We start from the raw sequence: 22,855 nt of genomic DNA, 5'->3' as shown, positions 1-22,855 counted from the left end.
CCCGGCGACGCCGGGACTCCGCGGTCGCTCACTCCGGTGCGCCGTAACCGCCGCCGCCGGGGGTCTCGACCACCAGCGCGTCCCCCGCGGCCGCCTCCACCGTGTCGCAGCCCTTCAGCGGCTCGACGGTGCCGTCCGCGCGCTCCATGGCGTTGTGGCCGAGTGCGCCGGGTGCGCCGCCCGCCATCCCGTACGGGGCCACCCGGCGGTGGCCGGTCAGCAGCGTCACCGTCATCGGCTCCAGGAACCGGATGCGCCGGACCGCCCCGCGGCCACCCTCCCAGCGGCCCCGGCCGCCGCTGCCGTCCCGTACGGCGAACTCCTCGACGCGCACCGGGTAGCGCCACTCCAGCACCTCGGGGTCGGTGAGGCGGGAGTTGGTCATGTGGGTCTGCACGACGTCGGCGCCGGCGAAGCCGTCGCCCGCGCCGGAGCCGGAGGCGACGGTTTCGTAGTACTGCGCCTTGTCGTTGCCGAAGGTGACGTTGTTCATCGTCCCGGAGCCCTCGGCCTGTACGCCGAGCGCCGCGTACAGCGCGCCCGTCACGGCCTGGGAGGTCTCGACGTTCCCGGCGACGGTGGCCGCGGGGAACTCCGGCGCCAGCATCGAGCCCGGCGGGATGCGCACGTCCAGGGGCTTCAGGCAGCCGCTGTTGAGGGGGATGTCCTCGGCGACCAGGGTGCGGAAGACGTAGAGCACGGCGGCCATGACGACCGAGCTGGGCGCGTTGGCGTTGCCCGGCTGCTGCGGCGAGGTGCCGGTGAAGTCGACCAACGCGCCGCGCGCGTCGCGGTCGACGCGCACGGCGACCTCGATGACCGCGCCGGCGTCGGTCTCGTAGCGGTACGTGCCGTCCCCGAGGGCGGCGATGACGCGCCGCACGGACTCCTCGGCGTTGTCCTGCACGTGCCCCGTGTATGCCTGCACGACGTCCAGGCCGAACATGCCGATCATGCGGCGCAGTTCGTCGATGCCCTTGTTGTTCGCGGCGATCTGGGCGCGAAGGTCGGCGAGGTTGGCGTCGGGCGCGCGCGACGGGTACGCGCCGGAGGTCAGCAGCCGGCGCGTCTCGGCCTCGCGCAGCTCGCCGTCGCGGACGAGCAGCCAGTTGTCGAAGAGGACGCCCTCCTCCTGGATCGTGCGGCTGAACGCGGGCATCGATCCGGGCGTGATGCCGCCGATCTCGGCGTGGTGGCCGCGGGAGGCGACGAGGAACAGCAGTTGTCGCCCTGCATCGTCGAAGACGGGCGTGACGACGGTGACGTCCGGCAGATGGGTGCCGCCGTGGTACGGGTCGTTGATCGCGTAGACGTCACCCGGCCGCAGCCCGTGGCCGCCGTCCCGGTTGCGCCGCAGCACCTCTTTGATGGACTCCCCCATCGACCCCAGGTGCACCGGCATGTGGGGCGCGTTGGAGATCAGGTTGCCCTCGGCGTCGAAGAGGGCGCAGGAGAAGTCGAGCCGTTCCTTGATGTTGACGGAGTGGGCGGTGCTCTCCAGCCGTACGCCCATCTGTTCGGCGATCGCCATGAAGAGGCTGTTGAAGACCTCCAGCATCACGGGGTCCACGCCCGTGCCGACCGCCAGTGTCGCGGGCCTCGGCCGGACGCGGGTGAGCGTGAGGTGGCCGCGGTGGTGCACGGCGGCCTGCCAGCCGGGGTCGACGACGGTGGTGGAGCCCTCCTCGGCGATGATCGCGGGTCCGGTGACGGTGTCGTCGGCGCGCAGTTCCGCGCGCTGGAACAGCCCGGCCTCGCGCCACTGCCCGTCGGTGAAGATCCGTACGCAGTCGGCGGGTTGCGGCGCGCCCCCGGTGCGGGCGGCCTCGCCGACCTCCTCCCGCGTGGTGGGGGCCTGCTCGGCGGCGGCCTCCACGGACGCGGCCTCGGCGACGATCGGCTTGTCCATCGTGAACGCGAACCGCCTGCGGTGCACGGCGGTGAACTCCGCCCGCATCTCCGCCTCCGCCGCCAGCGGCACGGCGATCGCCGAGTCGGTGCCCGCGTACCGCAGGTGCACCCGCGCCGCGGTGTCCACCGCGGCGGCCGGGATGCCCTCGTCCGTGAGGTCCGCCGCGGCCCGTTCCGCCAGCTCCGCGCAGACCTGCCGGATCCGCGGCATCGACTCGCCGGTCAGCTCCGCCTCCACGGCCTGCTCCCGCATCGCCGTCGCCGCGGCGACCCCGATGCCGTACGCGGAGAGCACCCCCGGGTGCGGCGGGACGACGACGGTGGAGATGCCGAGCACGTCGGCGACGGCGCAGGCGTGCTGGCCCCCGGCGCCGCCGAAGCTGGTGAGCGCGTAGCGGGTGACGTCGTGGCCGCGCTGCACGGAGATCTTCTTCACCGCGTTGGCCATGTTGAGCACGGCGATGTCGAGGAACCCGGCCGCGACCTCCTCCGGCGAGCGCCGGTCGCCGGTGGCCGCGGCGGACGTCTCGGCCAGCTCGGTGAACGCCCGCCGCACCGCCTCGCCGTCGAGCGGCTGGTCGCCGCCGGGGCCGAAGACGGCGGGGAAGTGCTGCGGCTGCACGCGGCCGAGCATGACGTTGGCGTCGGTGACGGTCAGCGGCCCGCCGCGGCGGTAGCAGGCGGGCCCGGGGACGGCGCCCGCGGAGTCGGGGCCCACCCGGTAGCGGCGGCCGTCGAAGTGCAGGACGGAGCCGCCGCCGGCGGCCACGGTGTGGATGCTGAGCATCGGCGCGCGCATCCGTACGCCCGCCACCCGCGTGTCGAAGTCGCGCTCGAACTCGCCCGCGTAGTGCGACACGTCGGTGGACGTGCCGCCCATGTCGAAGCCGATGACGCGGTCGTGGCCCGCCTCCGCAGAGGAGCGGACCATGCCGACGACCCCGCCCGCGGGCCCGGAGAGCACGGCGTCCTTGCCGCGGAAGTGCGTGGCCTCGCGCAGGCCGCCGTTGGACTGCATGAACTGCAGCCGGATGCCGGGCAGTTCGCCGGCCACGCGGTCGACGTACCGGCGCAGGATCGGCGACAGGTAGGCGTCGACGACGGTCGTGTCGCCGCGGGGCACGAGCTTCATCAGCGGGCTGACCTCGTGGCCGCAACTGATCTGCGTGAAGCCCGCCCGGCGGGCCTCCTCGGCGACGGCCCGCTCGTGATCCGCGTAGCGGTAGCCGTGCACCAGGACGACGGCCGCGCTGCGGTACCCGTCGCGGTACGCCTCCGCCAGCGCCGCCCGCGCGGCATCGAGGTCCAGCGCGCGGACGACCTCGCCGTGGGCGCCGACTCGCTCGGGTACCTCGATCACCCGCTCGTACAGCGCCTCCGGCTTGAGGATGCGGCGCTCGAAGAGCAGCGGCCGGTTCTGGTACGCGATCCGCAGCGCGTCCCGGAACCCCTCGGTGACCACGAGGACCGTCGGCTCGCCCTTCCGTTCGAGGAGTGCGTTGGTGGCGACGGTGGTGCCCATCTTGACCACCTCGACGCGCTCCGCGGGCACCGGCTCGTCGGGCCCGAGCCCGAGCAGCAGCCGCACGCCCGCGACGGCGGCGTCGTCGTGGGCGCCGTAGCGTCCGGGGTCGTGCGAGAGCAGCTTGCGGGCGACGAGGGTGCCGTCGGGTCGTCTGCCCACCACGTCGGTGAACGTGCCGCCGCGGTCGATCCAGAACTGCCAGGGCGCCGTCATGCGCTCATTGTCGCAGGGTGCGACCGTACGTGAAGGAGGCGTGACGGGTCAGCCGGCGGCGCCGTCGGGGGTGATGCGGGTGCGCACGGTGCTCTGCACGTCGCCGTCCTCTGCCGGGTCGGCGGCCAGGCTGCGCAGCCGGGCGACGACACGGGCGTCGGCGGTCTCGGCGTGCCGGGCGCCGATCTCGCGGGTGGTGTCCTCGCAGTCCCACAGGCACTCGACGGCGAAGGAAGCGGGGAACGACGGGTCGGTGGCGGCCAGTGCGCGGGCGGTGACTCCGCGGAGCTGCGAGCTGCCGGTCTCACGGTAGATGTGCCGCAGCACGGGCGCCGCGGAGGCGATCGCCAGCCGGCCCGCGCCGGCGACGAGATCGCACAACTCCGGCGCGTCGGGCCCTCCGTCGCGCACGCGGCGCAGCAGCACGGCCCGTACGGCACGGGCGTCGCGCGCGGCGCCGCGGCGGGCGAGCATCACCCCGGCCGCGGTGCCGAGCGCGTCCTCGCGGCCCGCCCAGCTGCGGGCGGCGCCGAGGGCTGCGGTGGAGCACATCCGGCCGAAGGTGGCGAGCGCGGCGTCGGCGAGGATCTCGGAAGGACCGCAGACGGCGGCTTCGATGAGGTCGTACGTCTCGGGGTCGCCGGTCGCCGCGAGGTGCGCGACGGCGGCGGCGCGGGCGCCGTCGCCGCCGGCGCGGGCCGCGGCGAACAGTTCCGGCCGGTCCTCGGGCCCGGCGACGGCGGCGAGGCAGCGGGCCGCGGCGGCGTGCCGGGGCTGCGCCGGGTACTGCTCCAGGCCGTCCTGCGCCCACTGGAGGATCTCGGCCACGCTCCAGCCGGGCCGCGGGCCGCGGGAGCGGAGCTGGCGCTGCCAGCGGTCGAAACTCTCCTGCTCCTGCGCCGCGCGCACGCGGGCGCCCAGCTCGGGGTCCTCGGCCCACAGCCGCCAGGGCCGGGGCTCGAACGCGCCGCGCATCTCCGCGGCCAGCTCGCGCTCGCCCTCGGGGGTGCGCGGGAAGCGGGCCAGCACGTGCGGGGCCAGGGCGCGCAGCCCGGCGTCGTCGTCACGCAGCGCGAGCTCGTCGAGCGCCCACTGCCAGCAGCCGCCGGCGGCGGCGTAGCGGCGGAGGAGCTTCAGGGCGTCGTCACGGCCGTACGAGGCGAGGTGGCCGAGGACGGAGAGGGTGAGCCCGGTGCGCTGCTCGTCGGGGCGCAGCACGTCGTCGGGGGCGAAGAGGTGGTCGGCGAGGGCGTCCACGGGGGCGTCCAGCTCCAGGCAGAGCCGGGCGTAATAGAGCGAGCGGTTCTCCACCTGCCAGTCGTGCCTGGGGTCGTCGATCACGCACTCGTACAGCGCCTGGAGGGCTTCTGCCCTCGGCGCGGCGAGTGCGTGCAGGGTCCCGTCCCCCCGGCCTCGCTGGAGGAGGCCGAGGAGGGTGCCGCTGGGCGCTATGGCTGGCTCGAACATGACGTCAGCATCCGGGGTGGTGGGACCGCTGGCAACGGAATTTTCCGCGGAACGGACAGACCGGGCCACCGACCGGCTGCCGGCTCCATTGCCGCGGCAGCTTACTGGAGTGCGGAGGTCGGGTGAAGTGCGGTCGTGAACCGGCCGGGGTGCATATGCCACAAGCATCTGCTCGGGTCTCGCGAAACGCCTTACGCAGCGTCGCCGCCTGTGCCACAGTCGTAACGGCGAACCGCAGGCCGGCAACGACGCCGGAGCCCGGGCCGGAAGGTATCGGAGATCACGCCATGGCCGCCGCCTCACGACTCCCCCGCGCCGCGGGCCCGCACGCACCCGAGCAGCCGGAACGCAGCCCCGTGGCCACCCTCCTCGCCCAGATCGCCCGGCTGCGCGGCAGCCTGGAGGCGGTGCAGCGGGAGACGATCGCCGCCGCGGGGGACGCCCAGGGGGCCGAGCTGCGCTGGCAGCGCGCGCTGTGCGACCTCGCCGCGCGGCAGCTCGACTCCCTGACGCTCCAGCTCGGGCAGTTGCGCGCCGGTCACCCGGTCGACGCGGACCGCGAGGACGGCGAAGGACCGGCGGGGGAGTTCCCCGCCGGTCCGCTGGACCGTCCGCAGCCCCGGGTGGGCAGCGCGGAGTGGCATCTGCTTTCGGACATCGTCGACTGGTCGGACGACCTCTTCGACATCTTCGGCAGGGACCCCGGCGACGGCCCGCTGTCGCTGGACGAGCTGCCGTCCTGGTTCGACCCCGCCGACCAGCCGCGGCTGACCGCGATGGTCACGGACTGCCTGGTCGACGGCAAGCCGATCGACGGCGAGTTCCGCATCCGCCGCCCGGACGGGGCGCCGCGCACCCTGCACGTCGTCGGCGAGCCCGTCCTGGACGCCGGGGGCGCGACCGAGTCGATGTGGACGGTCGTACGTGACGTCACCGAGCTGCGCCGCAGCCGCCAGGCGGTACGGGAGTCGGAGTCCGCGCTCCAGCGCGAGCGGCACTTCGCGGCGGCCGAGCGGCGCATCGCCCGGGAGCTGCACGAGTCGGTGCTGCCGCCGTGGCGCGGCGCCGTCCACCTGCCGGCCGGTGACCCGGCCGCGTTGACCGTGGCCGGACATCACTTTCCGGCCGCCGCCGACACCCCTGTCAGCGGCGTCTGGTACGACGCGCTGCCGCTGCCCGGCGGCGACACCTTCCTCGGCGTCGGCGACGTCGCCGGCCGCGGCGTCCCGGCCGCAGCCGGGATGACGATGCTCCTCGGCGCCCTGCGCGGCATGGCCCTCGGCGGTGCGGATCCCGCCGCGCTCCTCGGCCGGGCCAACGAGCTGCTGGAGGTGTCGGCGCAGCCGGTGCTCGTCGGCACGGTCTGCTGCCGCTACGACCCGGCGGCGCGCACCCTGCGCTGGGCCCGCGCCGCGCACGTCTCGCCGCTGCTCTTCCGCGACGGCGCGGGCCGTCCCCTGACCTCCCCCGAGGGCGTGCTGCTCGGCGCCACCGCGGACACGTCGTACGCGCAGGTCAGCGAGGTCTTACAGCCCGGCGACCTGCTTCTGCTGCACACCGCGGCCCTCGGCGCCCGCAGCCCGGAGCCGGCCCGCGAGCGGCTGCTCGCGCTCGCCCCCCGGCTCGCCGCCGCACCCGGTGCGCAGGAGTGCCTGCGCACCGTCGTCGAGGAGTTCGGCGGCGGACGCCGCGGGGACGACGCCTGCGTGCTCGTGGCCAGGGTGACGGGCTGAGCCACCGTGCCCCGGCGGCCCGGCCCGTCACTCCCCACCCGTCCCCGTACGGCAGCCTCCGGCAGCGCCGGAGCGGCCGTCAGATGGGGCTCGTGCGCCCCTTCGGCGCCTTGGCCAGCGTCTCGCTCATCTCCTCGCGCAGCGCCTTGACCACCGGATCGTCCGAGAACGGCGCGGTCAGCCGGCACGTCTCCCGTAACCGGTCCCAGGTGCGGTGCGAGGAGTTCTCGCCGATGCGCTCCAGCGCGAGCCGGGCGTAGTCCTCGCCCCGGTCCGGGTCGTCGGCGAGGAAGCCCGCCGCGGCCAGGGACACGTAGTCGAGGATCTGGGAGCGCTGGCGCCCGTCCGGCCGCTTGGCGAGGGCCAGTTCGCCGTGCTCGCAGGCGCGGAGCGCCGCGGACGGGTCGTGTTCGGCGAGGGTGCGGTAGGCCAGGGCCTGCATGCCGTGCAGGTCGGCCTCGTCGAAGAGCTGCATCCAGGTGGGCGCCGCCGCGTCTTTGCCGTCGGCGGCGAACAGGTCCTCCGCCTCGCCCAGCGTGCGCTGCACCGCCCCCGTGCGCCCCTTCGCCGCCTGCGCCCACGCCTCGATGGTGTGGAGCATCGAGCGCGTACGCGGGTGGGTCCCGGTCCCCGTCCCGGACTTTGCCAGTCCGATCAGTTCCAGCGCGTCGTCCGGCCGGCCCAGGTGGATCATCTGGCGGGCGGCGCGCGACAGCGCCTCCGCGGCGCGCGGCCGGTCGCCGCCCTCGCGCGCGGCGTGCGCGGCGATGACGAAGTACCGCTGGGCCGTGGGCTCCAGGCCCACGTCGTGCGACATCCAGCCGGCCAGCACGGCGAGGTTCGCCGCGACGCCCCACAACCGGCTCTGCAGCGGCTCCGGGTGCCGGTACGCGAGCATGCCGCCGACCTCGTTGAGCTGGCCCACGACGGCCTTGCGCTGCAGGCCGCCGCCGCGCTCGGCGTCCCAGGCGCGGAACACCTCGACGGAACGTTCCAGCGCGTCGACCTCCTGAGCGCCGACCGGCGTCGCCTCGTATCTGCCGTAGCGCGCCGGCTCGACGGTGGGGGTGCCGCTTCCGGCGGCGGTGCCCGGGGCGGCGGGATCGGAGTGCAGCCACTCGTGCAGGGAACTGGTCAGGGCGGAGCCGGCCGCGAGCGCCGATCCCGCGCCCACCAGGCCGCGTCGATTGAGCATGAGGTCCATTCCCGTGAATTCGGTGAGGACCTCAGCCGTCCGCTCGGGTGCCCAGGGCAGTGCGTCATCGGACTGCCGCCGGACCCGCCCGGGCCCTCCGGCCCGTTCGAAACCGAGATCCTCGGTGGTCACGACACGGCCGAGTCGCTCGGTGAAGAGGACCGCCAGCACCTTGGGCACCGGCTCGCGCGGGATCTCGCCCGTCTCGATCCAGCGCCGCACCCGCGAGGTGTCGGTCGAGAGCTGGGGGTGGCCGGTGGCCGCCGCCTGCCGGTTGACCAGCCTCGCCAGCTCGCCCTTCGACCAGCCGGTCATCCCGAACAGGTCGGCGAGCCTGGTGTTGGGTCCCTTGCTCACGTCAAGCCCCCAGGGTCTCGGCTCACTTGACAGTACCGACGGGCCGCAGGCCCGGCGACAATTCGCCAGGGTTCGCCAGGGTCCGCCAGATGGTGTGCCACCCGTATAGCGGTGTGGGCTATGACTGCGCCAACCGGCCCCGGAAATCGGGGCACATGCCAGCCGCACTGTCCACCCGCATATCCCGGGCTCAGCGGCCGGAGACCGGACCCCCAGCCGGTCACCCGGACGAGTGACCAGGGAGGGTACGGCAGCGGACGGTGGCCCGCGGCGCGCAACCGGCCCGTGCCTGAAGGGATCTGTCTCGCCCATGTACGCAGCATCGGCATCCGTGTCCGCACCCGTCCGTACGGTACGCCCCCCGGCCCCGCACCGGACCGCGGCCGGCGGCGCGCCGTTCCTCGACCCGGGCCGCGCGCCGGCCGCCGGCGCACGTCTGCGACAGCTTCCCGCCACCGCACGCCGTCCCGTCAGCGGCCGGCTCGACCTGACCGGCCCGCACGGCGCGCTCCTGCGCGCCGCCGTCGACTCCGTGCACCGCGTCGTCCCCGACTTCCACCCCGTGCAGGTGCTGCGCCGCAGCAGCCGCACGGTGCTGCTGGTCGGCTCCGCCGGACGGACCACGGCGGTGGCGAAGTGCCTGGTCGACCGGTCGGCCGCGCGGGTGGAGAAGCTGCAGCAGGAAATAGCCGCCTACCGTACGTTCGTCCGGGCCCGGCCGCCCGTGCGGGTGCCGCGGCTCATCGCCGCCGACCCGGAGAGCTGCACGCTCGTCATCGAGCGCACCCCCGGCCGCGCCGCCGCCCTCCAGCGGCATCCGCTGGAGGTCCCGCCGCACGCCGACGTGCGCGCAACGCTCGCCGCGCTGGTACGGATCGGGATGTGGCGGCCCCCCGCCGGGGCGTTCGGCGCGCCGCTGGACTACGGCGCGCAGCTCGGCCGGTTCCACGAGCTGGGCCTGCTGACCGACCGCGACATGGGCGACCTGCAGACGCTGCTGCACGGCATCGGCCCGGGGCACCTGCAGTTCTGCCACGGCGACGCCCTGCTGTCGAACGTGCTGCTGTCGCCCGCGGGCCCGGTGCTCGTGGACTGGGAGCAGGCCGGCTGGTACCTCCCGGGTTACGACCTGGCGACGCTCTGGGCCGTGCTGGGCGAGGGCTCGCCCGCGCGCAGGCAGATCAGCCAGCTCGCCCAGGCAGGCGGAACGGTTCACCGGGACGGGTTCCTGGTCAACCTGATGCTGGTGCTGGTACGGGAGGTCCGTACGTACGAGGCCGCCGTGCAGCGCGCGATGAGGGACCCGGCGCCGCCGGGCGGCGTGCACAGCGGGATGAGCGCCGGGGAGGAGCACCGGCTGCTGCTGCGCCGGCTCCACGACGACGTGCAGATGGCGCGCCGCGCGGTGCGGGCGGCGGTCGGAACACGGTGACCCGGCGGGGTGGCGCGCCGTGACTGCGCCACCCGCCCTCTCGCCGGGGGGAGGGGGCCGCGGGCCGCGGTTCCGCGCAACTGCCTGACGTGCGGCGACTCGCCATACACATGATTGACGGCCTGTCAGTCTGCCGATAGTGCTGGGTGATCGTTCGCCCACGCACCTCGGAGGACCCCGTGCCAGGACGTCTCGCGCGCTGCGCCGCCGCCACCGCCGCCCTCCTGCCGCTGCTCGCCGCGGGCTCGCCCGCGGCGGGCAGTGCGCGCTCCGGGGCCGGTGGGCTCCAGGAGTCGTTCGCGGCGGCCGCGCGGCAGTACGGGGTGCCGGAGAGCGTGCTGCTGGGGGTGGCGTACCTGGAGTCGCGCTGGGACGCGCACGGCGGGGCGCCGAGCGTGGCGGGCGGCTACGGGCCGATGCATCTGACGGACCTGCGCGCGGCGACGGGAGGGCCCCACGGCTCCGGCGCCGTCGGCCTCCACACCCGTCCCGCCTCGGGCGCCCCGCTGGTCGGCGACCCCGGGCTGCACGGTGACGCGCCCGCCTCCACCGGCGTCAACGACACCGGAGCCCGCGCCTCGACGGGCCAGCAGTTCGCCGTCGCCGGCCGCCGCGGCGACTGGACGGCGATCTGGTACCTGGGCCGCAAGGCGTGGTTCCACAACCCCGCCGCCGCCCTCACGGCCCTCCCGGACGACGGCGCCACCCTCAGTCCGCGCCCCGGCGCGGGCCCGGTCCGGGTCTACGGCCGGGCGCTGCCCGAGGCGTCCGCGTACCCCGAGGGCGTCGAGCCCGAGGAGCCCCGGCCCCTGCCGTACGAACTTCGCCCCGGCCAGCGCTACGTCGTCGGCGACACCATGCCAGGCGAGCACTTCCACGCCCCGGGCCTCACCGACGAGACGGGCGCCGCGAGCCGCGTGATCCGGGGCCGCACCCTGTGGCACCAGATCCAGGTGGGCCACCGGACCGGGTACGTGCGGGCGGCGGACGTGACCGTGGTGCGGCCCCGGAGCGACGGTCAGCCGAACGTGTAGCTGCGCCCCGCGCGCGCGTTGACGATCTCCTCCCCGCCGGGGAGCAGGTCGCTGCGGAGGGTGAGCCGGCGCGTGCGGCTCGCGTGCAGCACGATGCGGGTCGCCCGGCCTTCGTCCCACGTGATGTCGAGCGTGGCGCCGCCGCGGGCGCGCAGCCCGCGTACGGAACCCGAGGGCCAGGCGCCCGGAAGGGCGGGCAGCACCTCGATCGGGCCGTGCTGGCTCTGCAGCAGCATCTCCGCGATGCCTGACGTGGCGCCGAAGTTGCCGTCGATCTGGAACGGCGGGTGGGTGTCCCACAGGTTCGGCAGGGTGGACGACTTGAGCTGTTCGCTGAGCATCTTGTGCGCGTGGTCGCCGTCCGTCAGCCGGGCCCAGAAGTTGATCTTCCAGGCTTTGCTCCAGCCCGTACCGCCGTCACCGCGCGCGGTGAGCGACACCTTCGCCGCCTCCGCCCACTCGCTCCCCACCTCGATCTGCCGCCCGGGGTGCAGGGCGAAGAGGTGGGAGACGTGCCGGTGGTCGTTGTTCTGGTCGTCCAGGTCCGCCTTCCACTCCTGCAACTGCCCCCAGGACCCGATCCGCAGCCCCGGGTCCAGGTCCCGCAGCGCCCGCTCCAGCCGCCCGCGGAACGCCCGGTCGTCTCCCAGCGTACGGGCGGCTTCGAGCGTGGAGGTGAGCAGGTCGTACACGATCTGCTGCGACATCGACGCCCCGGCGGTGAAGTCACCCTGCTCGGGCGAGTAGCTGGGGGTGACCACCAGTTTGCCGTCGCGCGGGTCGGTGCGCAGGTTCGCGAGCCAGAACCGGGCCGCTTCCTTCATCACCGGGTACGCGGTGTTCCGCAGGTAGTCCGTCGAGCCGTCGAAGCGGTAGTGCTCGTACATCTGCTGCGTCAGCCAGGCGGCGGCCTCCGGGAACCAGAAGGCGGTGGCCCAGTTGTGCACGCCGGTGAAGCCGTACGGGTTGGTCTCGTTGTGCACCACCCACCCGTCGGTGCCGAACAGTTCCTTCGCGCTGACCCGGCCGGGGGCGCGCAGGGCTTCCACGAACTCGTCGTACGGGACGGTGGTCTCGGCGAGGTTGGTCACCTCGGCGGGCCAGTAGTTCATCTGGAGGTTGATGTTGACGTGGTAGTCGGCGCTCCACGGCGGGTTGGTGACGTTGTTCCACACACCCTGCAGATTCGCCGGCGTCGACCCGGGCCGCGAGGAGGCGATGAGCAGGTAGCGCCCGTACTGGAAGAAGAGCGCCTCCAGCGCCCGGTCGGCCGCAGAACCGCTGCCGTACCCCGCCAGCAGTGCGTTCGTCGGTACGTCCGGCGCCTGCCCGCCGACGTCGAGCGCGACGCGGTCGAACAGCTCGCCGTGGTCGGCGACATGGCGCTGCACCAGCTTGGTGTACGGGGAGCGTGCCGCCCGGTCGACGGCGAGCATGACCCGCTCGTGCGGGTCGGCGGCGCGGTAGTCGGGGTAGGTGTCGGCGTAGTCGGTCCCGGCGGCCAGCACGAACCAGGCCGCGTCGGCGCCGGTCACGGTCAGCGTGCCGTCCCCGGCCGTGACCTTGCCGCCTTCGGTGACCAGGCGGATCTGCGTCTCGAAGACCAGCCCGTTGTCCTGGAGAGCGCCGCGGATCGTGAGGCGGTCACCGCTTGCGGTGGCGGTGTAGTCGTTGCGCGGCGAGGTGTAGCGCAGGGTGAACGCCACCCGCCCGGGGTGGTCCGCGCTCAGCCGGCCCACGGCCACGCCGTCCGGGTACGAGACGAAGAACTCCCGCAGGTGCCGGGCGCCCTCGTGCTCGTACGCGACGGTGGCCACCGCCCGCCGCAGGTCGAGCCCGCGGCGGTAGGAGGCGTCCGGGGCGCCGGGGGCGGCGGGCAGGTCGAGCCGGAGGTGGCCGAGCACCTGGTACGCGCCGAAGCCGTGCTTGGGCTGACCCAGCTCCGCGGCGACGGTCTCGGGGCTGAGCCGCCCCTCGGCGTCGATCCGGTCCTGCACCGCCTCCAGCGCGCCCGGGCGCGGTTCGGTCCAGTTGCCGAAGTCGTAGCCGGGGGAGCCGGGGCCGCCGGTCCACAGCGTCTTCTCGTTGAGGGTGAGTTGCTCGGAGGCGAGCGTGCCGAACACGCCGACGCCCAGGGCCCCGTTGCCCAGCGGCAGCGATTCGCGCTCCCAGTCGGCGGCGGGCTTGTCGTACCAGAGGCTCAATTCATCGGAGGAATCAACGGACTCGGAAGCGAACGCCTCCCCGGAGAAGACGGCCGGTCCCATGGCTATCGCGCCTGCGGCGCCGATAGCGGTCTTGACAGTGGTTCTTCGTGAGATCCCCTCGGTCATGACGCGTCACGCTAGAGGTCCGATGACTGCATGACAAGACATCGCGCAACGCCGGACGTTGCCGGTGGGAGGGATGAGGCGGGAGCGGGGCGGATTTCAGCCCTGCTGGAACAGCTCCGCGGGCAGCGGCTTGAGCAGCGCGTACAGGTCCTCGGAGATCGGACGGTCCCACGCGGCGATGGTGACGAGGACGTTGTCACTGCGGTCGAACTGCACGCACGAGACGCGGCTCTCGGAGAGCTTCAGCCTGCGCACGATCAGGAGATTGTCGCCCTGCATCACGGGCGCGTCCTCGACCTCCGTGACGGTCACCGGCTCCTCGTGCTCCAGCGCCAGCAGCAGTTGCGCCACCTCGAAGGGCGGCTGGCCCTCCGGCACGTCGCGCGCGGGCGAGCCCTCGGGCAGGTTCCCGATGATCATCGCGGGGCCGCGACCGCCGAACAGGTCGTACCGCAGGAAGACACCCTGGCAGGTCCCGTCGGGTCCGGGCAGCAAGCCGGCGCCGAGGTCGCCGGGCCAGTCGCCCGGGTCCATGGCCAGGACGTCGAAGTCCGGGCCCGCGGGCTTGGCGGCGCTGCTGCGGCGGCGGAGAAATGCCATGGGCCAATCGTACGGGTCCCGCGGCACCGCCGGACGCCGGGGCGGCCTCCCCCGCGTTGCCGATCCGGCATAGCCGGAAGAGGCGTACACCCGGTGCTACGCGAGTAGTGTCTCCCCGTCGACGACAGAGGAGGGGTCGGATGGCGGAAGCCGGGGGCTTGCTGCGGGGACCGGAGGTGTGGGCGTACGTGCTGGACGGGCACGAACGGCTGCGCATCTCGCTGGCAGAGCTCACCGAGGGAAGGGAGCGCGAATCGTCCAGACTGCCGGGCTGGACGCGCGCGCACGTGCTGTCGCATATCGAAGGCATCTGCCGGGCGCAGACGCGCCAGGCGCGGTACGCCCTGAAGGGCGAGCTGATCGAGGTGTACGACGGCGGGCGGCCGGCCCGCGACGCGGGCATCGAGGCCGGTGCGGTACGGAGCGCCGCGGAGTTGACCGCGGCGGTCACGGCCACCCTGGCGGAGGCGGAGGCCGTCTGGGGGTCGGTGGGAGACGCGGACTGGGACCGCCCGGTGCGCTATCGCGACGGCGACCTGCTGGGCGCCCTGTACTGCTGGTGGCGCGAGCTGGAGGTGCACACCGCGGACGCGAAACTGGAGACCTGCTCGGCGGCCTGGCCGCGCGAGTTGTGCCTGCACCTCTTCGACTTCCTCGCGCCGCGCGTGCCCGCGGGGCTGACGCTGGTCGAATCGGACGGCCCCGTACGGCACACGTTCGGCGCCCGAGGCGCCGGCGGCGGTGACGACTCGGCCGGTCGCGCCCCGGTGGTGAGGGGCCGGCTCACGGACCTCGCCTCGTGGCTCGCGGGCCGCGAGCCACACCATCGGCTCGACGGCCGGCTGCCCGACCTGGGGCCCTGGCCGTGACCCGAGTCGTGAACCTGTGGCGGGCCGGCCTCAGCGCCGTACCGCCGCAGGTGTGGCAGGAGACGGACGCCGAAGTGCTCGTCCTGGCCGAGAACGCGCTGACGCACGTCCCGGACGACATCGCCGCCCTGACCCGGCTGCACACCCTGGACCTCGGGCACAACGCACTCGTCGCGGTGCCCGAGGCCATCGGGGAGCTGACGGCCCTCAGCGGCTGTCTGTACCTGCACCACAACCACCTGACCGTGCTCCCCGCCGCGCTCGGCCGGCTCCACGCGCTCGGTTACCTGAACGTCGGCTCGAACCCGCTGCGTGCCCTGCCCGAGGAGGTGGGCGACATGGCGGGGCTGGTGGAGCTGCGCGCGCAGGAGTGCGGGACGAGCGGGCTGGCCTTCCTGCCGGAGTCGATCGGGCGGCTGAGCGCCCTGCGCGAGCTGTGGCTGCGCGGCAACGCGCTCGGTTCGCTGCCCGACTCGGTGGCGGACCTCGGCGAGCTGCGCGAGCTGGAGTTGCGCGAGAACGCGCTGCCGGAGGTGCCCGAGGTGCTGGCGGAGCTGCCGATGCTGCGCCGCCTGGACCTACGGGCCAACAAGATCCGCGACATCCCGCCGTGGGTGGCGCACATGCCCGCGCTGGAGAAGCTGGATCTGCGCTGGAACGAGGCCGCAGGCACCGAAGCCCCGCTCGTGGCGCTGCGCGAGCGGGGCTGCGTCGTGCTGGTGTGACGGGACGGGACCGCCGGCGTGACGGACGGGTCGGGTCACGCCGGGGGTCCCGGATCCGGCATGCGGGAGCGGCGTCAGGTCAGGTCGAACTCGCCGTCACGGGCGCCGAGGACGAAGGCGCGCCACTCCCCCGGGGTGAAGATCAGCGCCGGCCCTTCCGGGTTCCGCCCGTCGCGCATGGCGATGTATCCCTCCACGAACGCGATCTCGACGTCCCCCACCCCCTGGCTGCTCGACTGCCACGTGGCGCCTGTGAGATCGAGCTGCGGTTTCCCGCTGCCCGCCGCCGGCTGCTGAGTGGTGCTGTTGGCCACGTCCTGCTCCTCCCAGTGAGCGTCGTCCGCAGCCAGGGTATCCACGACGACGGGCGGCGGAACAGGCCACGATAGGGGGACCGGAAAAGGTGGTAGGGGCCCCGAGCGCGCGGTTCAGCCGGCGGGTCCTCCGGCCTCGGTGGCAAGGTCCGCGACGACCGCGCAGTGGTCCGAGGGCCACACCCCGTCGACGGGCCCGTCCCCCGCCCGCCGCACGTCCCGTACGTGCCCCTCCCCCACCGGTCCCGGCGGCCCGACGAGCACGTAGTCGATCCGCGTGTGCCACTCCAGGGTCCGCGCCGCGTACGGGTTGGCGAGGTCCCAGGTCGCGCCGACCGCGGTCGGATGGGCGTAGCGCCAGGCATCGAGGAGGACCTGCCCCCGGACGGCGGGCGCGGTCTTCGTGCCGCAGAGCAGCCGCATCTCGTCGGAGTCGGGCTCGGCGTTGAAGTCGCCGGTCACCACCGGCGGGAAGTCGCCGTCCCCGCGCCGCTCGTGCACGAACCTGGCCAGCGCCGACACCTGCGCCGTGCGGGTGGCGGAGGCGTGCGGATAGGAGATCAGGTGGGTGGTGAAGAACGGCACCGTCACGCCCCCGGGCGCGGCCACGCGCGCGTACAGCGCCTGCTGCCCGTCCGGCTCCTCCTCGCCCGCGGGCAGCACGGCGGTGTCCTGCTCGGTGATCGGCCAGCGGGAGAGCACGGCGTTGCCGACCTCGACCGTGGGATCGTCGATACGCCGCTGCCAGCGGCCCGGTTCGGGTGACGGCGCCCAGGCCCAGTGCATGCCCAGCTCGTTGGCGAGCCATCCCGCCTGGTTGTCGGCGCCCCGGCCCCAGACCTCCTGCAGCCCGACGACGTCGGGGCGTTCGTCGCGGAGGGTCTCGAGGATGGCCTTGCTCCGCTCCTGCCACGGCCCGAAGCGCCACCAGAGATTCCAGGTCATGACGCGGATCATGCGTTCGTATCCCAACCACGGGCCGACTTTGTGATCAGAGGCTATCTCTACGGGCCCGGAATGATGTGCGAGAGTCAGGCGGATGGAGCTGATCGGGCGGGGACGAGACGCGGACGTGTACGCGCTGGTCGAGGACCGCGTGCTGAGGCGCTACCGCGCGGGCGGTCCGCGCAAGGCGGCCGCGGAGGCCCGGCTGATGACGTACCTCGGCGAGCGGGGCTTCCCCGTGCCGCACGTGTACGACGCGAACGCCACGGACCTCGTGATGGAACGCCTCGAAGGCCCGACCATGGCCGCCGCGCTGCGCCGCCGCCCCTGGCGCTGCGCCGCCTACGGCCGGATGCTCGCCCGGCTCCACGACCGGCTGCACACCGTGCCCGCCCCGGAGTTCCTGCCGCCCTCCGCCGCGTCCGGGAGCGGCGACCGGGTGCTCCACCTCGATCTGCACCCGGAGAACGTGGTCCTCACCGCGCGCGGCCCGCACGTCATCGACTGGTGCAACGCGGCCGCGGGCGAGCCGGCGTGCGACGTGGCGATGACGGTGTGCGTCCTGCGCGGCGTGGATCTCGGCCCCGGTGCATCCCTGGCCGTACGCATCCTCCTCCGGGCCCTGCTCCGCACCACCGCCACCGACCCCACCCCGGGCTACGCCCAGGCGCTCCCTGCCCGCCTCTCCGACCCCAACCTCACCCCGGCCGAGGCCGACCGCCTGCGACGGGCGCTGGGCTGATGATGACCCAACCCCGTGCGGGTGAGGGGGCGTTGGGCTGATAGCACAGTGACGCCCCGGCCTGTCTGCTCCCGCAAACACAGGAAGAACTTCACACCGGGGATCACTCGGGCGGCGGAGGAGAGTCGTCCCGGTCCCGGTCCCGGTCCCGGTCCCGGTCCGGGCCCTGCTGCTGGGGCCGGCTGGGGGCGCCGGCGATGGCGTTCTGGAAGCGGGTGCGCAGGCCGCTCCAGCGGGCGTCGTGACGGGCCGCGCGGCGGGTGGCGCGGGCGAGCTTGTGCGGCCGGCGGGCGTAGAAGCGATGCGCCCAGGGCGATGCGGGGCGGGCCAGGCGGATCGCGCCGACCGCTCCGGCCAGGGGGATGACCACGCCGAGCACGCCCATACGGAACTTGCCCTTGGCGAAGGAGACCACGGCGATGAGGGCGCCGACGACGATGTTGACCGACCACAGGAGCACCCCCTGCTCCTGCAGTCCACCTTGGTCGTCCACGTCGAAGGGGGACGAGCCGATCAGCACCATGCCGACGACCACGGCCGTCAGCACGGTGACCTCGACCGAGGCACGGCCCTGCTCGCTCCAGTAGACGTCGTGCAGGTGGACGATGAGGGCGAACTCGTCGAGCACCAGACCCGTGCCCACGCCGAACACGACGGCGACCACGGACTCGGCGACCACGCCTCCCTCCACGAAGACCGCGCCGAAGCCCCCGATCACCATGAGAACGACCCCCGGCACCACGTGGTGGATGTGCATCCCGCCAGGATCGACGTCCCGGAACGGTCCCCGGCCCGCGCGGATCATGCGGGTGACACCGCGGGTGACGAGGAAGGTGACCACCAGGGCCGCCAAGGCCAGCAGCGGGGGCACCCGCGCGGTGTCGACCATGGTGAGGGTGAGCCGGCCGTCGCCCATGCCGCGTTCACACCTTTCGCCTGGATTCAGAGGTCTTCCAGGTTATTGCCCCGAAATGTTCAGCAGAGGAACCGCCGCCTCGCGAACGCGGCGGGTTCATGGACGTTCACCACGGGATGAGGGGATCACGATCCTCTTACGAGCTCTGAAAACGAAACACCCGTGCGCATGTTCTCTCCTTCGTGGTGCTCCCCTCGGGAACGGGCAGATACGGTAGAGAACCACGCGCAATATCGATACATGAGGAAATCCATCCTTTGATCACTCACCCGGCCTACGAATCACCGGGTACCCCCAGGTGGCTTGCGTGTACGAACCCGCACGTCACCGGAGGGCGAGGAGGAGGGCGAGACCGCTCATCGCCGGAGCCGAGGTCTACTTCGGCGTCGCCTACGTATGCGATCGCCTCGGCCTGAACTCCGAGCCGCCGCTCGGCCAGCGACAGCCCGTCCGGCGCGGGCTCGGGCCGGTCTACCTCATCGCCGGCGACGACCACGGCGGCAACGAGCACCAGTACCTCCTGTGTCATCGGTCGACAACCGACAGTAGTCAGTACAGGTGACCCGGCATTCCCAATAGTCCAATCGCGGTGCCTACAACCGGCGTTGTGCGCTGGCCTTGACAGGCCGAACCCCCTGGCAGAAAGTTTCACCGTTCCCGCGCGTTCAGAAGGATTCTTTCAGGAGGGGTTGGGATCATGACGGGTCAGTTGGGCCGGCGGCGCTTCGCCGCCGGTGTCGTTGCTACTGGAGGTGCGCTCTTCGTGGTCCCCGGCTCCACCGGACTCCCCGCTCACGCCGCAGAGGCATCGTCCGGCGCGCCTGTGCTGCGGCGCGGGAGTGGTGCGCGGGCCGGGTTGCTGGAGCCGCATCTGCGGCAACTGGTGGCCGATGCCGAGACGTTCCTCGGTCCTTCGCCGAAGTATCCGTGGTACGCGGGGGCCGTCATCCTCGCCGGGCGCGGGCGGACGGTCGCGTTGGAGCGGGCGATCGGGAAGGCCGTGCGCTACGAGCGGTACGACGAGGCGACCGACACGGGTGTCGAGCTGCCGCCCGAGCAGCAGGTCGACATGTCGATGGACACCGTCTTCGATCTCGCCTCCGTCTCCAAGCTTTTCACCTCGCTCCTCGCCGTGCAGCAGATCGAGCGCGGTGCTCTCACGCTCGAAGTGCCCGTGGCCTCCTACCTTCCCGAGTTCGGCGCCGCAGGCAAGCAGGACGTCACCGTCCTTCAACTGCTGACCCATACTTCCGGTTTCGCCTCCTGGATCCCGCTCTACGCCGAGCCGACATGGGACGCGAAGCTCGCCCGGCTGTGGCGGGAGGCGCCGGTCAACCCGCCCGGGACCAAGTACCTGTACTCGGACCTCAACCTGATCAGCCTCCAGCTCGTACTGGAGAAGATCACGGGCAAGACCCTCGACCGCCTCCTCGCCGACGAGATCACCGGGCCCCTCGGCCTGGAGCACACGCGCTACAACCCGCCCGCCGCCTGGCTGCCCCGCATCGCCGCCACCGAGGACGCGCGCAAGCCGTGGTCGGGGCTGGACCGCGGAATGGTGCGGGGGGAGGTGCACGACGAGAACGCGTACTCCTTCGGCGGGGTCGCCGGGCACGCCGGGCTGTTCTCCACCGCGTGGGACCTGGCGATCCTCTGCCGGACGCTGCTCAACGGCGGGGCGTACGGGCGGACGAGGATCCTGGAGAGGGAGTCGGTGGAGCTGATGTTCACCGACTTCAACACCGACTTCCCGGGCGACGAGCACGGGCTCGGCTTCGAGCTGTACCAGCACTGGTTCATGGGCGCCATGGCCACCCCGGAGTCCGCCGGGCACACCGGCTTCACCGGCACCGCGCTGGTCATCGACCCGACGACCGACACCTTCCTCGTCCTCCTCGGCAACTCCGTCCATCCGGTGCGCAGTTGGCGCAGCGGCAGCGCGCCGCGCGCGGCGGCGGGGACGAACCTGGCGCGTGCGGTGGCGGTGCGGCCGGAGGACGGGCGCACGGCGTGGTTCAGCGGGACGGCGAGTCAGAAGGCGTCGACGCTGACGCTTCCCGAGGTGACGGTGCGGGACGCGGCGGCGGGGCTGGAGTTCGCGCTGTGGTGGGACACCGAGCCGCAGTGGGACAAGGTGTACCTGGAGGCGTCGGCGGACGACGGCGGGAGCTGGGAGCCGGTGCCGTTCTCGACCCGCCGCCCGCGGGGCGGGGGTGTGCGGGAGCACGCGGAGGGCACGGCGGACGGGTGGTCCGGGCGGGTGTGGCACCGGGCGTCGGCGGAGCTGGGCGCGTGGCGCGGGCGGCCGGTGCGGCTGCGGTGGCGGTATGTGACGGACCGGCAGTACGTGGGTCGCGGGGTGTACGTGGACGACGTACGGGTGACGGACGGACGCCGGGTGCTCTTCGACGACGGACGGCGGGGGGACGCGGAGCGGGTGGAGACGGACGGCTGGACCGCGTCGGCGGACTGAGCGCCGGGGGCGCGGGCGCGAGGGCCGTTCGCGGCGGCCCTCGCGCCCGCCGCGTCACCGCATCGGGCGCGCCCCGCCCTACCTGCCCAGCGCCGCCATCGCCGCGTTGTGGCCCGGGATCCCGCTCACTCCCCCGCCGCGCACCGCGCCCGCCCCGCACAGCAGCACGTTCGCGTGCCGCGTCTCCACGCCCCAGCGGCCCGTCTCCTCCGTGGCGTACGGGAACGCCAGCTCGCGGTGGAAGATGTTGCCGCCCGGGAGCCGCAGGTCGCGCTCCAGGTCGAGCGGGGTCTTCGCCTCGATGCAGGGGCGGCCTTCTGCGTCGGTGGCGAGGCAGTCGGCCAGTGGCTCGGCGAGGTGGGCGTCGAGCTGGGCGAGGGTGGCGCGCAGCAGCTCGTCCCGGGTGGCGTCGTTGTCGGCGGCGAAGAGGCGGGCGGGGGCGTGGAGGCCGAAGAGGGTGAGGGTCTGGTAGCCGTCGCGGACCAGGTCGTCGGCGAGGATCGACGGGTCGGTCAGCGAGTGGCAGTAGATCTCGGACGGCGGCGCCTGCGGCAGCCCGCCGGCGGCGGCCTCCCGGTAGGCGGTTTCCAGGTCCGCATAGCCCTCGGCGATGTGGAACGTACCGGCGAATGCCTGCCGTGGGTCCACGCGCTCGTCGCGCAGCCGCGGGAGGCGCCGCAGCAGCATGTTCACCTTGAGCTGCGCGCCCTCGGGGGCGGGGTGCGGCGGGGCCTCGCCGAGGAGTGCGGCGAGGGCGGCGGGTGACGCGCCGACGAGGACGGTGCGCGCGGCGACGGTCCCCTCGCCCTCCGCGTTCCGGTACGTGACCTCCGCCTGCTCGCCGTCCGTGTCCACGGCGACGGCCTCGTGCCCGGTGGCGATCTCCGCACCCGCCGCGCGGACGGCATTCGCCAGGGCGTCGGTGAAGGCACCCATGCCGCCGACGGGGACGTCCCAGTCGCCGGTGCCGCCGCCGATGACGTGGTAGAGGAAGCAGCGATTCTGGGCGAGGGACGGGTCGTGGGCGGAGGCGAAGGTGCCGATGAGCCCGTCGGTGAGCACGACGCCGCGCACGAGGTCGTCGGCGAAGGTCTCCTCCACGGTCTCGCCCAGGGGCCGTTCGAAGAGCGCGCGCCAGGCGTCGTCGTCGCCGATCCGTGCGCGCAGTTCGCCGCGGGTGGGCAGGGGCTCGGTGAGGGTGGGGAAGACGCGCCGGGCGACGTCCTGCGTCATGCCGTAGAACCGCTGCCAGGCGTCGAACTCGTGGTCACCGCCGGTCAGGGCGGTGAAGGACTGCCGGGTGGCGGAGCCGGGGTCGGTCTCGACGAGGAGCCCGGTGGGCCGGCCGGCGCGGACGGCGGGGGTGTAGGAGGAGACGGCGCGCTTGCGCACGCCGAAGGCGAGCCCGAGGTCGTCGACGATGGTGCGCGGCAGGAGGCTGACGAGGTACGAGTAGCGCGACAGCCGGGCGTCGACGCCGGGGAACGTACGGGCGGAGACGGCGGCACCGCCGGTGTGGTCCAGACGCTCCAGCACGAGCACGGACCGCCCGGCACGGGCGAGGTAGGCGGCGGCGACGAGCCCGTTGTGACCGCCGCCGACGATGACGGCGTCGTAGCTGCTACGGAGGGACATGGCTCTTCGTAACACGGAAGATCGCGACGGGCCAGGGGGACACGGTACGCCCCGCGGGCGGCGACCGGGGAGGCGCCGTGGGGAGGGTTGCGAGGCTGAGGGCTCGCCGGACGGGGGCACGGGGGTACACGCGAGCGGGCGGCGGTGCGAAGCACGGGACCGGGCCGCTACGGCCCGTGCGTGGAGCGGCGGGGACGGAGAGGGCGGAGGCGCATCGCCCGGGCGCGGCCACCCGGATGGTGCCGCACCGCCGGAGCGGCGGCGGGACGGAGCGGCACGGCCGGGGCGGTGAGGCATGCGGCGTGAGGGTCACTGCGCGGAGGACCGCGCAGGGGGTCGTCCGCCGTGGCCCAGCGCGCAGCCGCCGCGGACGGCCGCCGCAGCGCCCGCGGCCGGGGGGCCGCGCCTGCCCCATGCCCGCTTCCGTACCGCCGGC

At 73.7% G+C, this 22,855-nt stretch carries 17 protein-coding genes; 7 read left to right on the top strand and 10 right to left on the bottom strand.

What is annotated here, in order from left to right:
* Nucleotides 1–28 precede the first annotated feature (28 nt).
* A complete protein-coding gene (locus tag FB457_RS06535; protein WP_145781145.1) occupies nucleotides 29–3,649 on the bottom strand; it encodes a hydantoinase B/oxoprolinase family protein in 3,621 nt (1,206 codons plus the stop codon).
* A gap of 48 nt (nucleotides 3,650–3,697) precedes the next feature.
* The gene (locus FB457_RS06530) at nucleotides 3,698–5,116 is read right to left on the bottom strand and encodes a hypothetical protein (protein ID WP_047014451.1); all 1,419 of its coding nucleotides are present in this window, start codon (nucleotides 5,114–5,116) and stop codon (nucleotides 3,698–3,700) included.
* A gap of 287 nt (nucleotides 5,117–5,403) precedes the next feature.
* Between FB457_RS06530 and FB457_RS06525 the strand changes: the two genes are divergently transcribed.
* A complete protein-coding gene (locus tag FB457_RS06525) occupies nucleotides 5,404–6,849 on the top strand; it encodes a SpoIIE family protein phosphatase (RefSeq protein WP_145781143.1) in 1,446 nt (481 codons plus the stop codon).
* Nucleotides 6,850–6,928: 79 nt separating this feature from the next.
* Here the strand turns inward: FB457_RS06525 and FB457_RS06520 are convergent, their stop codons facing one another.
* Nucleotides 6,929–8,401 carry a DNA-binding protein NsdB gene (locus FB457_RS06520; RefSeq protein ID WP_047014453.1) on the bottom strand — a complete coding sequence of 491 codons (1,473 nt, stop codon included), beginning with the start codon at nucleotides 8,399–8,401 and terminating at the stop codon, nucleotides 6,929–6,931.
* A gap of 310 nt (nucleotides 8,402–8,711) precedes the next feature.
* On the opposite strand from FB457_RS06520, the gene FB457_RS06515 reads away from it, so the two are divergent.
* A complete protein-coding gene (locus FB457_RS06515) occupies nucleotides 8,712–9,833 on the top strand; it encodes an aminoglycoside phosphotransferase family protein (RefSeq protein WP_047014454.1) in 1,122 nt (373 codons plus the stop codon).
* Nucleotides 9,834–10,012: 179 nt separating this feature from the next.
* Nucleotides 10,013–10,867, top strand: coding sequence for a lytic transglycosylase domain-containing protein (locus FB457_RS06510; protein WP_145781141.1), 855 nt, complete (start codon nucleotides 10,013–10,015; stop codon nucleotides 10,865–10,867).
* On the opposite strand, the gene FB457_RS06505 is transcribed toward FB457_RS06510, so the two are convergent.
* Both FB457_RS06505 and FB457_RS06500 read right to left on the bottom strand, forming a co-directional pair.
* A complete protein-coding gene (locus FB457_RS06505) occupies nucleotides 10,852–13,200 on the bottom strand; it encodes a glycoside hydrolase family 95 protein (protein WP_145781139.1) in 2,349 nt (782 codons plus the stop codon). The genes FB457_RS06510 and FB457_RS06505 overlap by 16 nt on opposite strands.
* Nucleotides 13,201–13,296: 96 nt before the next feature.
* The gene (locus tag FB457_RS06500; RefSeq protein WP_047014457.1) at nucleotides 13,297–13,800 is read right to left on the bottom strand and encodes a hypothetical protein; all 504 of its coding nucleotides are present in this window, start codon (nucleotides 13,798–13,800) and stop codon (nucleotides 13,297–13,299) included.
* Between the two features lie 140 nt (nucleotides 13,801–13,940).
* On the opposite strand from FB457_RS06500, the gene FB457_RS06495 reads away from it, so the two are divergent.
* Together FB457_RS06495 and FB457_RS06490 are read left to right on the top strand one after the other, a co-directional pair.
* Nucleotides 13,941–14,669, top strand: a complete 729-nt coding sequence (locus FB457_RS06495) for a maleylpyruvate isomerase family mycothiol-dependent enzyme (protein ID WP_047014458.1) — start codon at nucleotides 13,941–13,943, stop codon at nucleotides 14,667–14,669.
* Nucleotides 14,670–14,677: 8 nt separating this feature from the next.
* The gene (locus FB457_RS06490; protein ID WP_145781303.1) at nucleotides 14,678–15,394 is read left to right on the top strand and encodes a leucine-rich repeat domain-containing protein; all 717 of its coding nucleotides are present in this window, start codon (nucleotides 14,678–14,680) and stop codon (nucleotides 15,392–15,394) included.
* A 74-nt stretch (nucleotides 15,395–15,468) separates the two neighbouring features.
* Here FB457_RS06490 and FB457_RS06485 read toward each other — a convergent pair whose 3' ends face one another.
* Both FB457_RS06485 and FB457_RS06480 read right to left on the bottom strand, forming a co-directional pair.
* Nucleotides 15,469–15,708: a DUF397 domain-containing protein gene (locus FB457_RS06485; RefSeq protein ID WP_027757485.1), complete on the bottom strand. Its 240-nt coding sequence runs from the start codon at nucleotides 15,706–15,708 to the stop codon at nucleotides 15,469–15,471.
* A 114-nt stretch (nucleotides 15,709–15,822) separates the two neighbouring features.
* Nucleotides 15,823–16,665 (bottom strand): endonuclease/exonuclease/phosphatase family protein, encoded by an 843-nt coding sequence (locus tag FB457_RS06480; RefSeq protein ID WP_047014460.1) that lies wholly within the window; start codon nucleotides 16,663–16,665, stop codon nucleotides 15,823–15,825.
* A gap of 82 nt (nucleotides 16,666–16,747) precedes the next feature.
* Between FB457_RS06480 and FB457_RS06475 the strand changes: the two genes are divergently transcribed.
* Nucleotides 16,748–17,395 carry a phosphotransferase gene (locus tag FB457_RS06475; RefSeq protein WP_047014461.1) on the top strand — a complete coding sequence of 216 codons (648 nt, stop codon included), beginning with the start codon at nucleotides 16,748–16,750 and terminating at the stop codon, nucleotides 17,393–17,395.
* Between the two features lie 103 nt (nucleotides 17,396–17,498).
* Here FB457_RS06475 and FB457_RS06470 read toward each other — a convergent pair whose 3' ends face one another.
* Entirely contained in the window at nucleotides 17,499–18,311 is an 813-nt protein-coding gene (locus FB457_RS06470) for a hypothetical protein (RefSeq protein ID WP_145781137.1), read from the bottom strand.
* A 274-nt stretch (nucleotides 18,312–18,585) separates the two neighbouring features.
* Nucleotides 18,586–18,840 carry an HAD family hydrolase gene (locus FB457_RS35905; RefSeq protein ID WP_367648421.1) on the bottom strand — a complete coding sequence of 85 codons (255 nt, stop codon included), beginning with the start codon at nucleotides 18,838–18,840 and terminating at the stop codon, nucleotides 18,586–18,588.
* A gap of 168 nt (nucleotides 18,841–19,008) precedes the next feature.
* Between FB457_RS35905 and FB457_RS06460 the strand changes: the two genes are divergently transcribed.
* Complete coding sequence (locus tag FB457_RS06460) at nucleotides 19,009–20,784, top strand: serine hydrolase (RefSeq protein ID WP_186461935.1); 1,776 nt, start codon at nucleotides 19,009–19,011, stop codon at nucleotides 20,782–20,784.
* Nucleotides 20,785–20,862: 78 nt separating this feature from the next.
* Here the strand turns inward: FB457_RS06460 and FB457_RS06455 are convergent, their stop codons facing one another.
* Nucleotides 20,863–22,419, bottom strand: coding sequence for a phytoene desaturase family protein (locus FB457_RS06455; protein WP_145781135.1), 1,557 nt, complete (start codon nucleotides 22,417–22,419; stop codon nucleotides 20,863–20,865).
* Nucleotides 22,420–22,855 lie beyond the last annotated feature (436 nt).

It is taken from the genome of Streptomyces sp. CNZ287, assembly GCF_007827615.1.
The sequence above is the reverse complement of the archived record's forward strand: the minus strand, read 5'-3'. Positions and strand labels throughout refer to the sequence as shown.

Bases quoted from the DNA above. Each gene is read 5' to 3' on its own strand.
- FB457_RS06460 (WP_186461935.1), top strand. From the start codon at position 19,009: ATGACGGGTCAGTTGGGCCGGCGGCGCTTCGCCGCCGGTGTCGTTGCT.
- FB457_RS06500 (WP_047014457.1), bottom strand. From the start codon at position 13,800: ATGGCATTTCTCCGCCGCCGCAGCAGCGCCGCCAAGCCCGCGGGCCCG.
- FB457_RS06515 (WP_047014454.1), top strand. From the start codon at position 8,712: ATGTACGCAGCATCGGCATCCGTGTCCGCACCCGTCCGTACGGTACGC.
- FB457_RS06480 (WP_047014460.1), bottom strand. From the start codon at position 16,665: ATGATCCGCGTCATGACCTGGAATCTCTGGTGGCGCTTCGGGCCGTGG.
- FB457_RS06475 (WP_047014461.1), top strand. From the start codon at position 16,748: ATGGAGCTGATCGGGCGGGGACGAGACGCGGACGTGTACGCGCTGGTC.
- FB457_RS06470 (WP_145781137.1), bottom strand. From the start codon at position 18,311: ATGGGCGACGGCCGGCTCACCCTCACCATGGTCGACACCGCGCGGGTG.
- FB457_RS35905 (WP_367648421.1), bottom strand. From the start codon at position 18,840: ATGACACAGGAGGTACTGGTGCTCGTTGCCGCCGTGGTCGTCGCCGGC.
- FB457_RS06530 (WP_047014451.1), bottom strand. From the start codon at position 5,116: ATGTTCGAGCCAGCCATAGCGCCCAGCGGCACCCTCCTCGGCCTCCTC.
- FB457_RS06535 (WP_145781145.1), bottom strand. From the start codon at position 3,649: ATGACGGCGCCCTGGCAGTTCTGGATCGACCGCGGCGGCACGTTCACC.
- FB457_RS06495 (WP_047014458.1), top strand. From the start codon at position 13,941: ATGGCGGAAGCCGGGGGCTTGCTGCGGGGACCGGAGGTGTGGGCGTAC.
- FB457_RS06505 (WP_145781139.1), bottom strand. From the start codon at position 13,200: ATGACCGAGGGGATCTCACGAAGAACCACTGTCAAGACCGCTATCGGC.
- FB457_RS06455 (WP_145781135.1), bottom strand. From the start codon at position 22,419: ATGTCCCTCCGTAGCAGCTACGACGCCGTCATCGTCGGCGGCGGTCAC.
- FB457_RS06525 (WP_145781143.1), top strand. From the start codon at position 5,404: ATGGCCGCCGCCTCACGACTCCCCCGCGCCGCGGGCCCGCACGCACCC.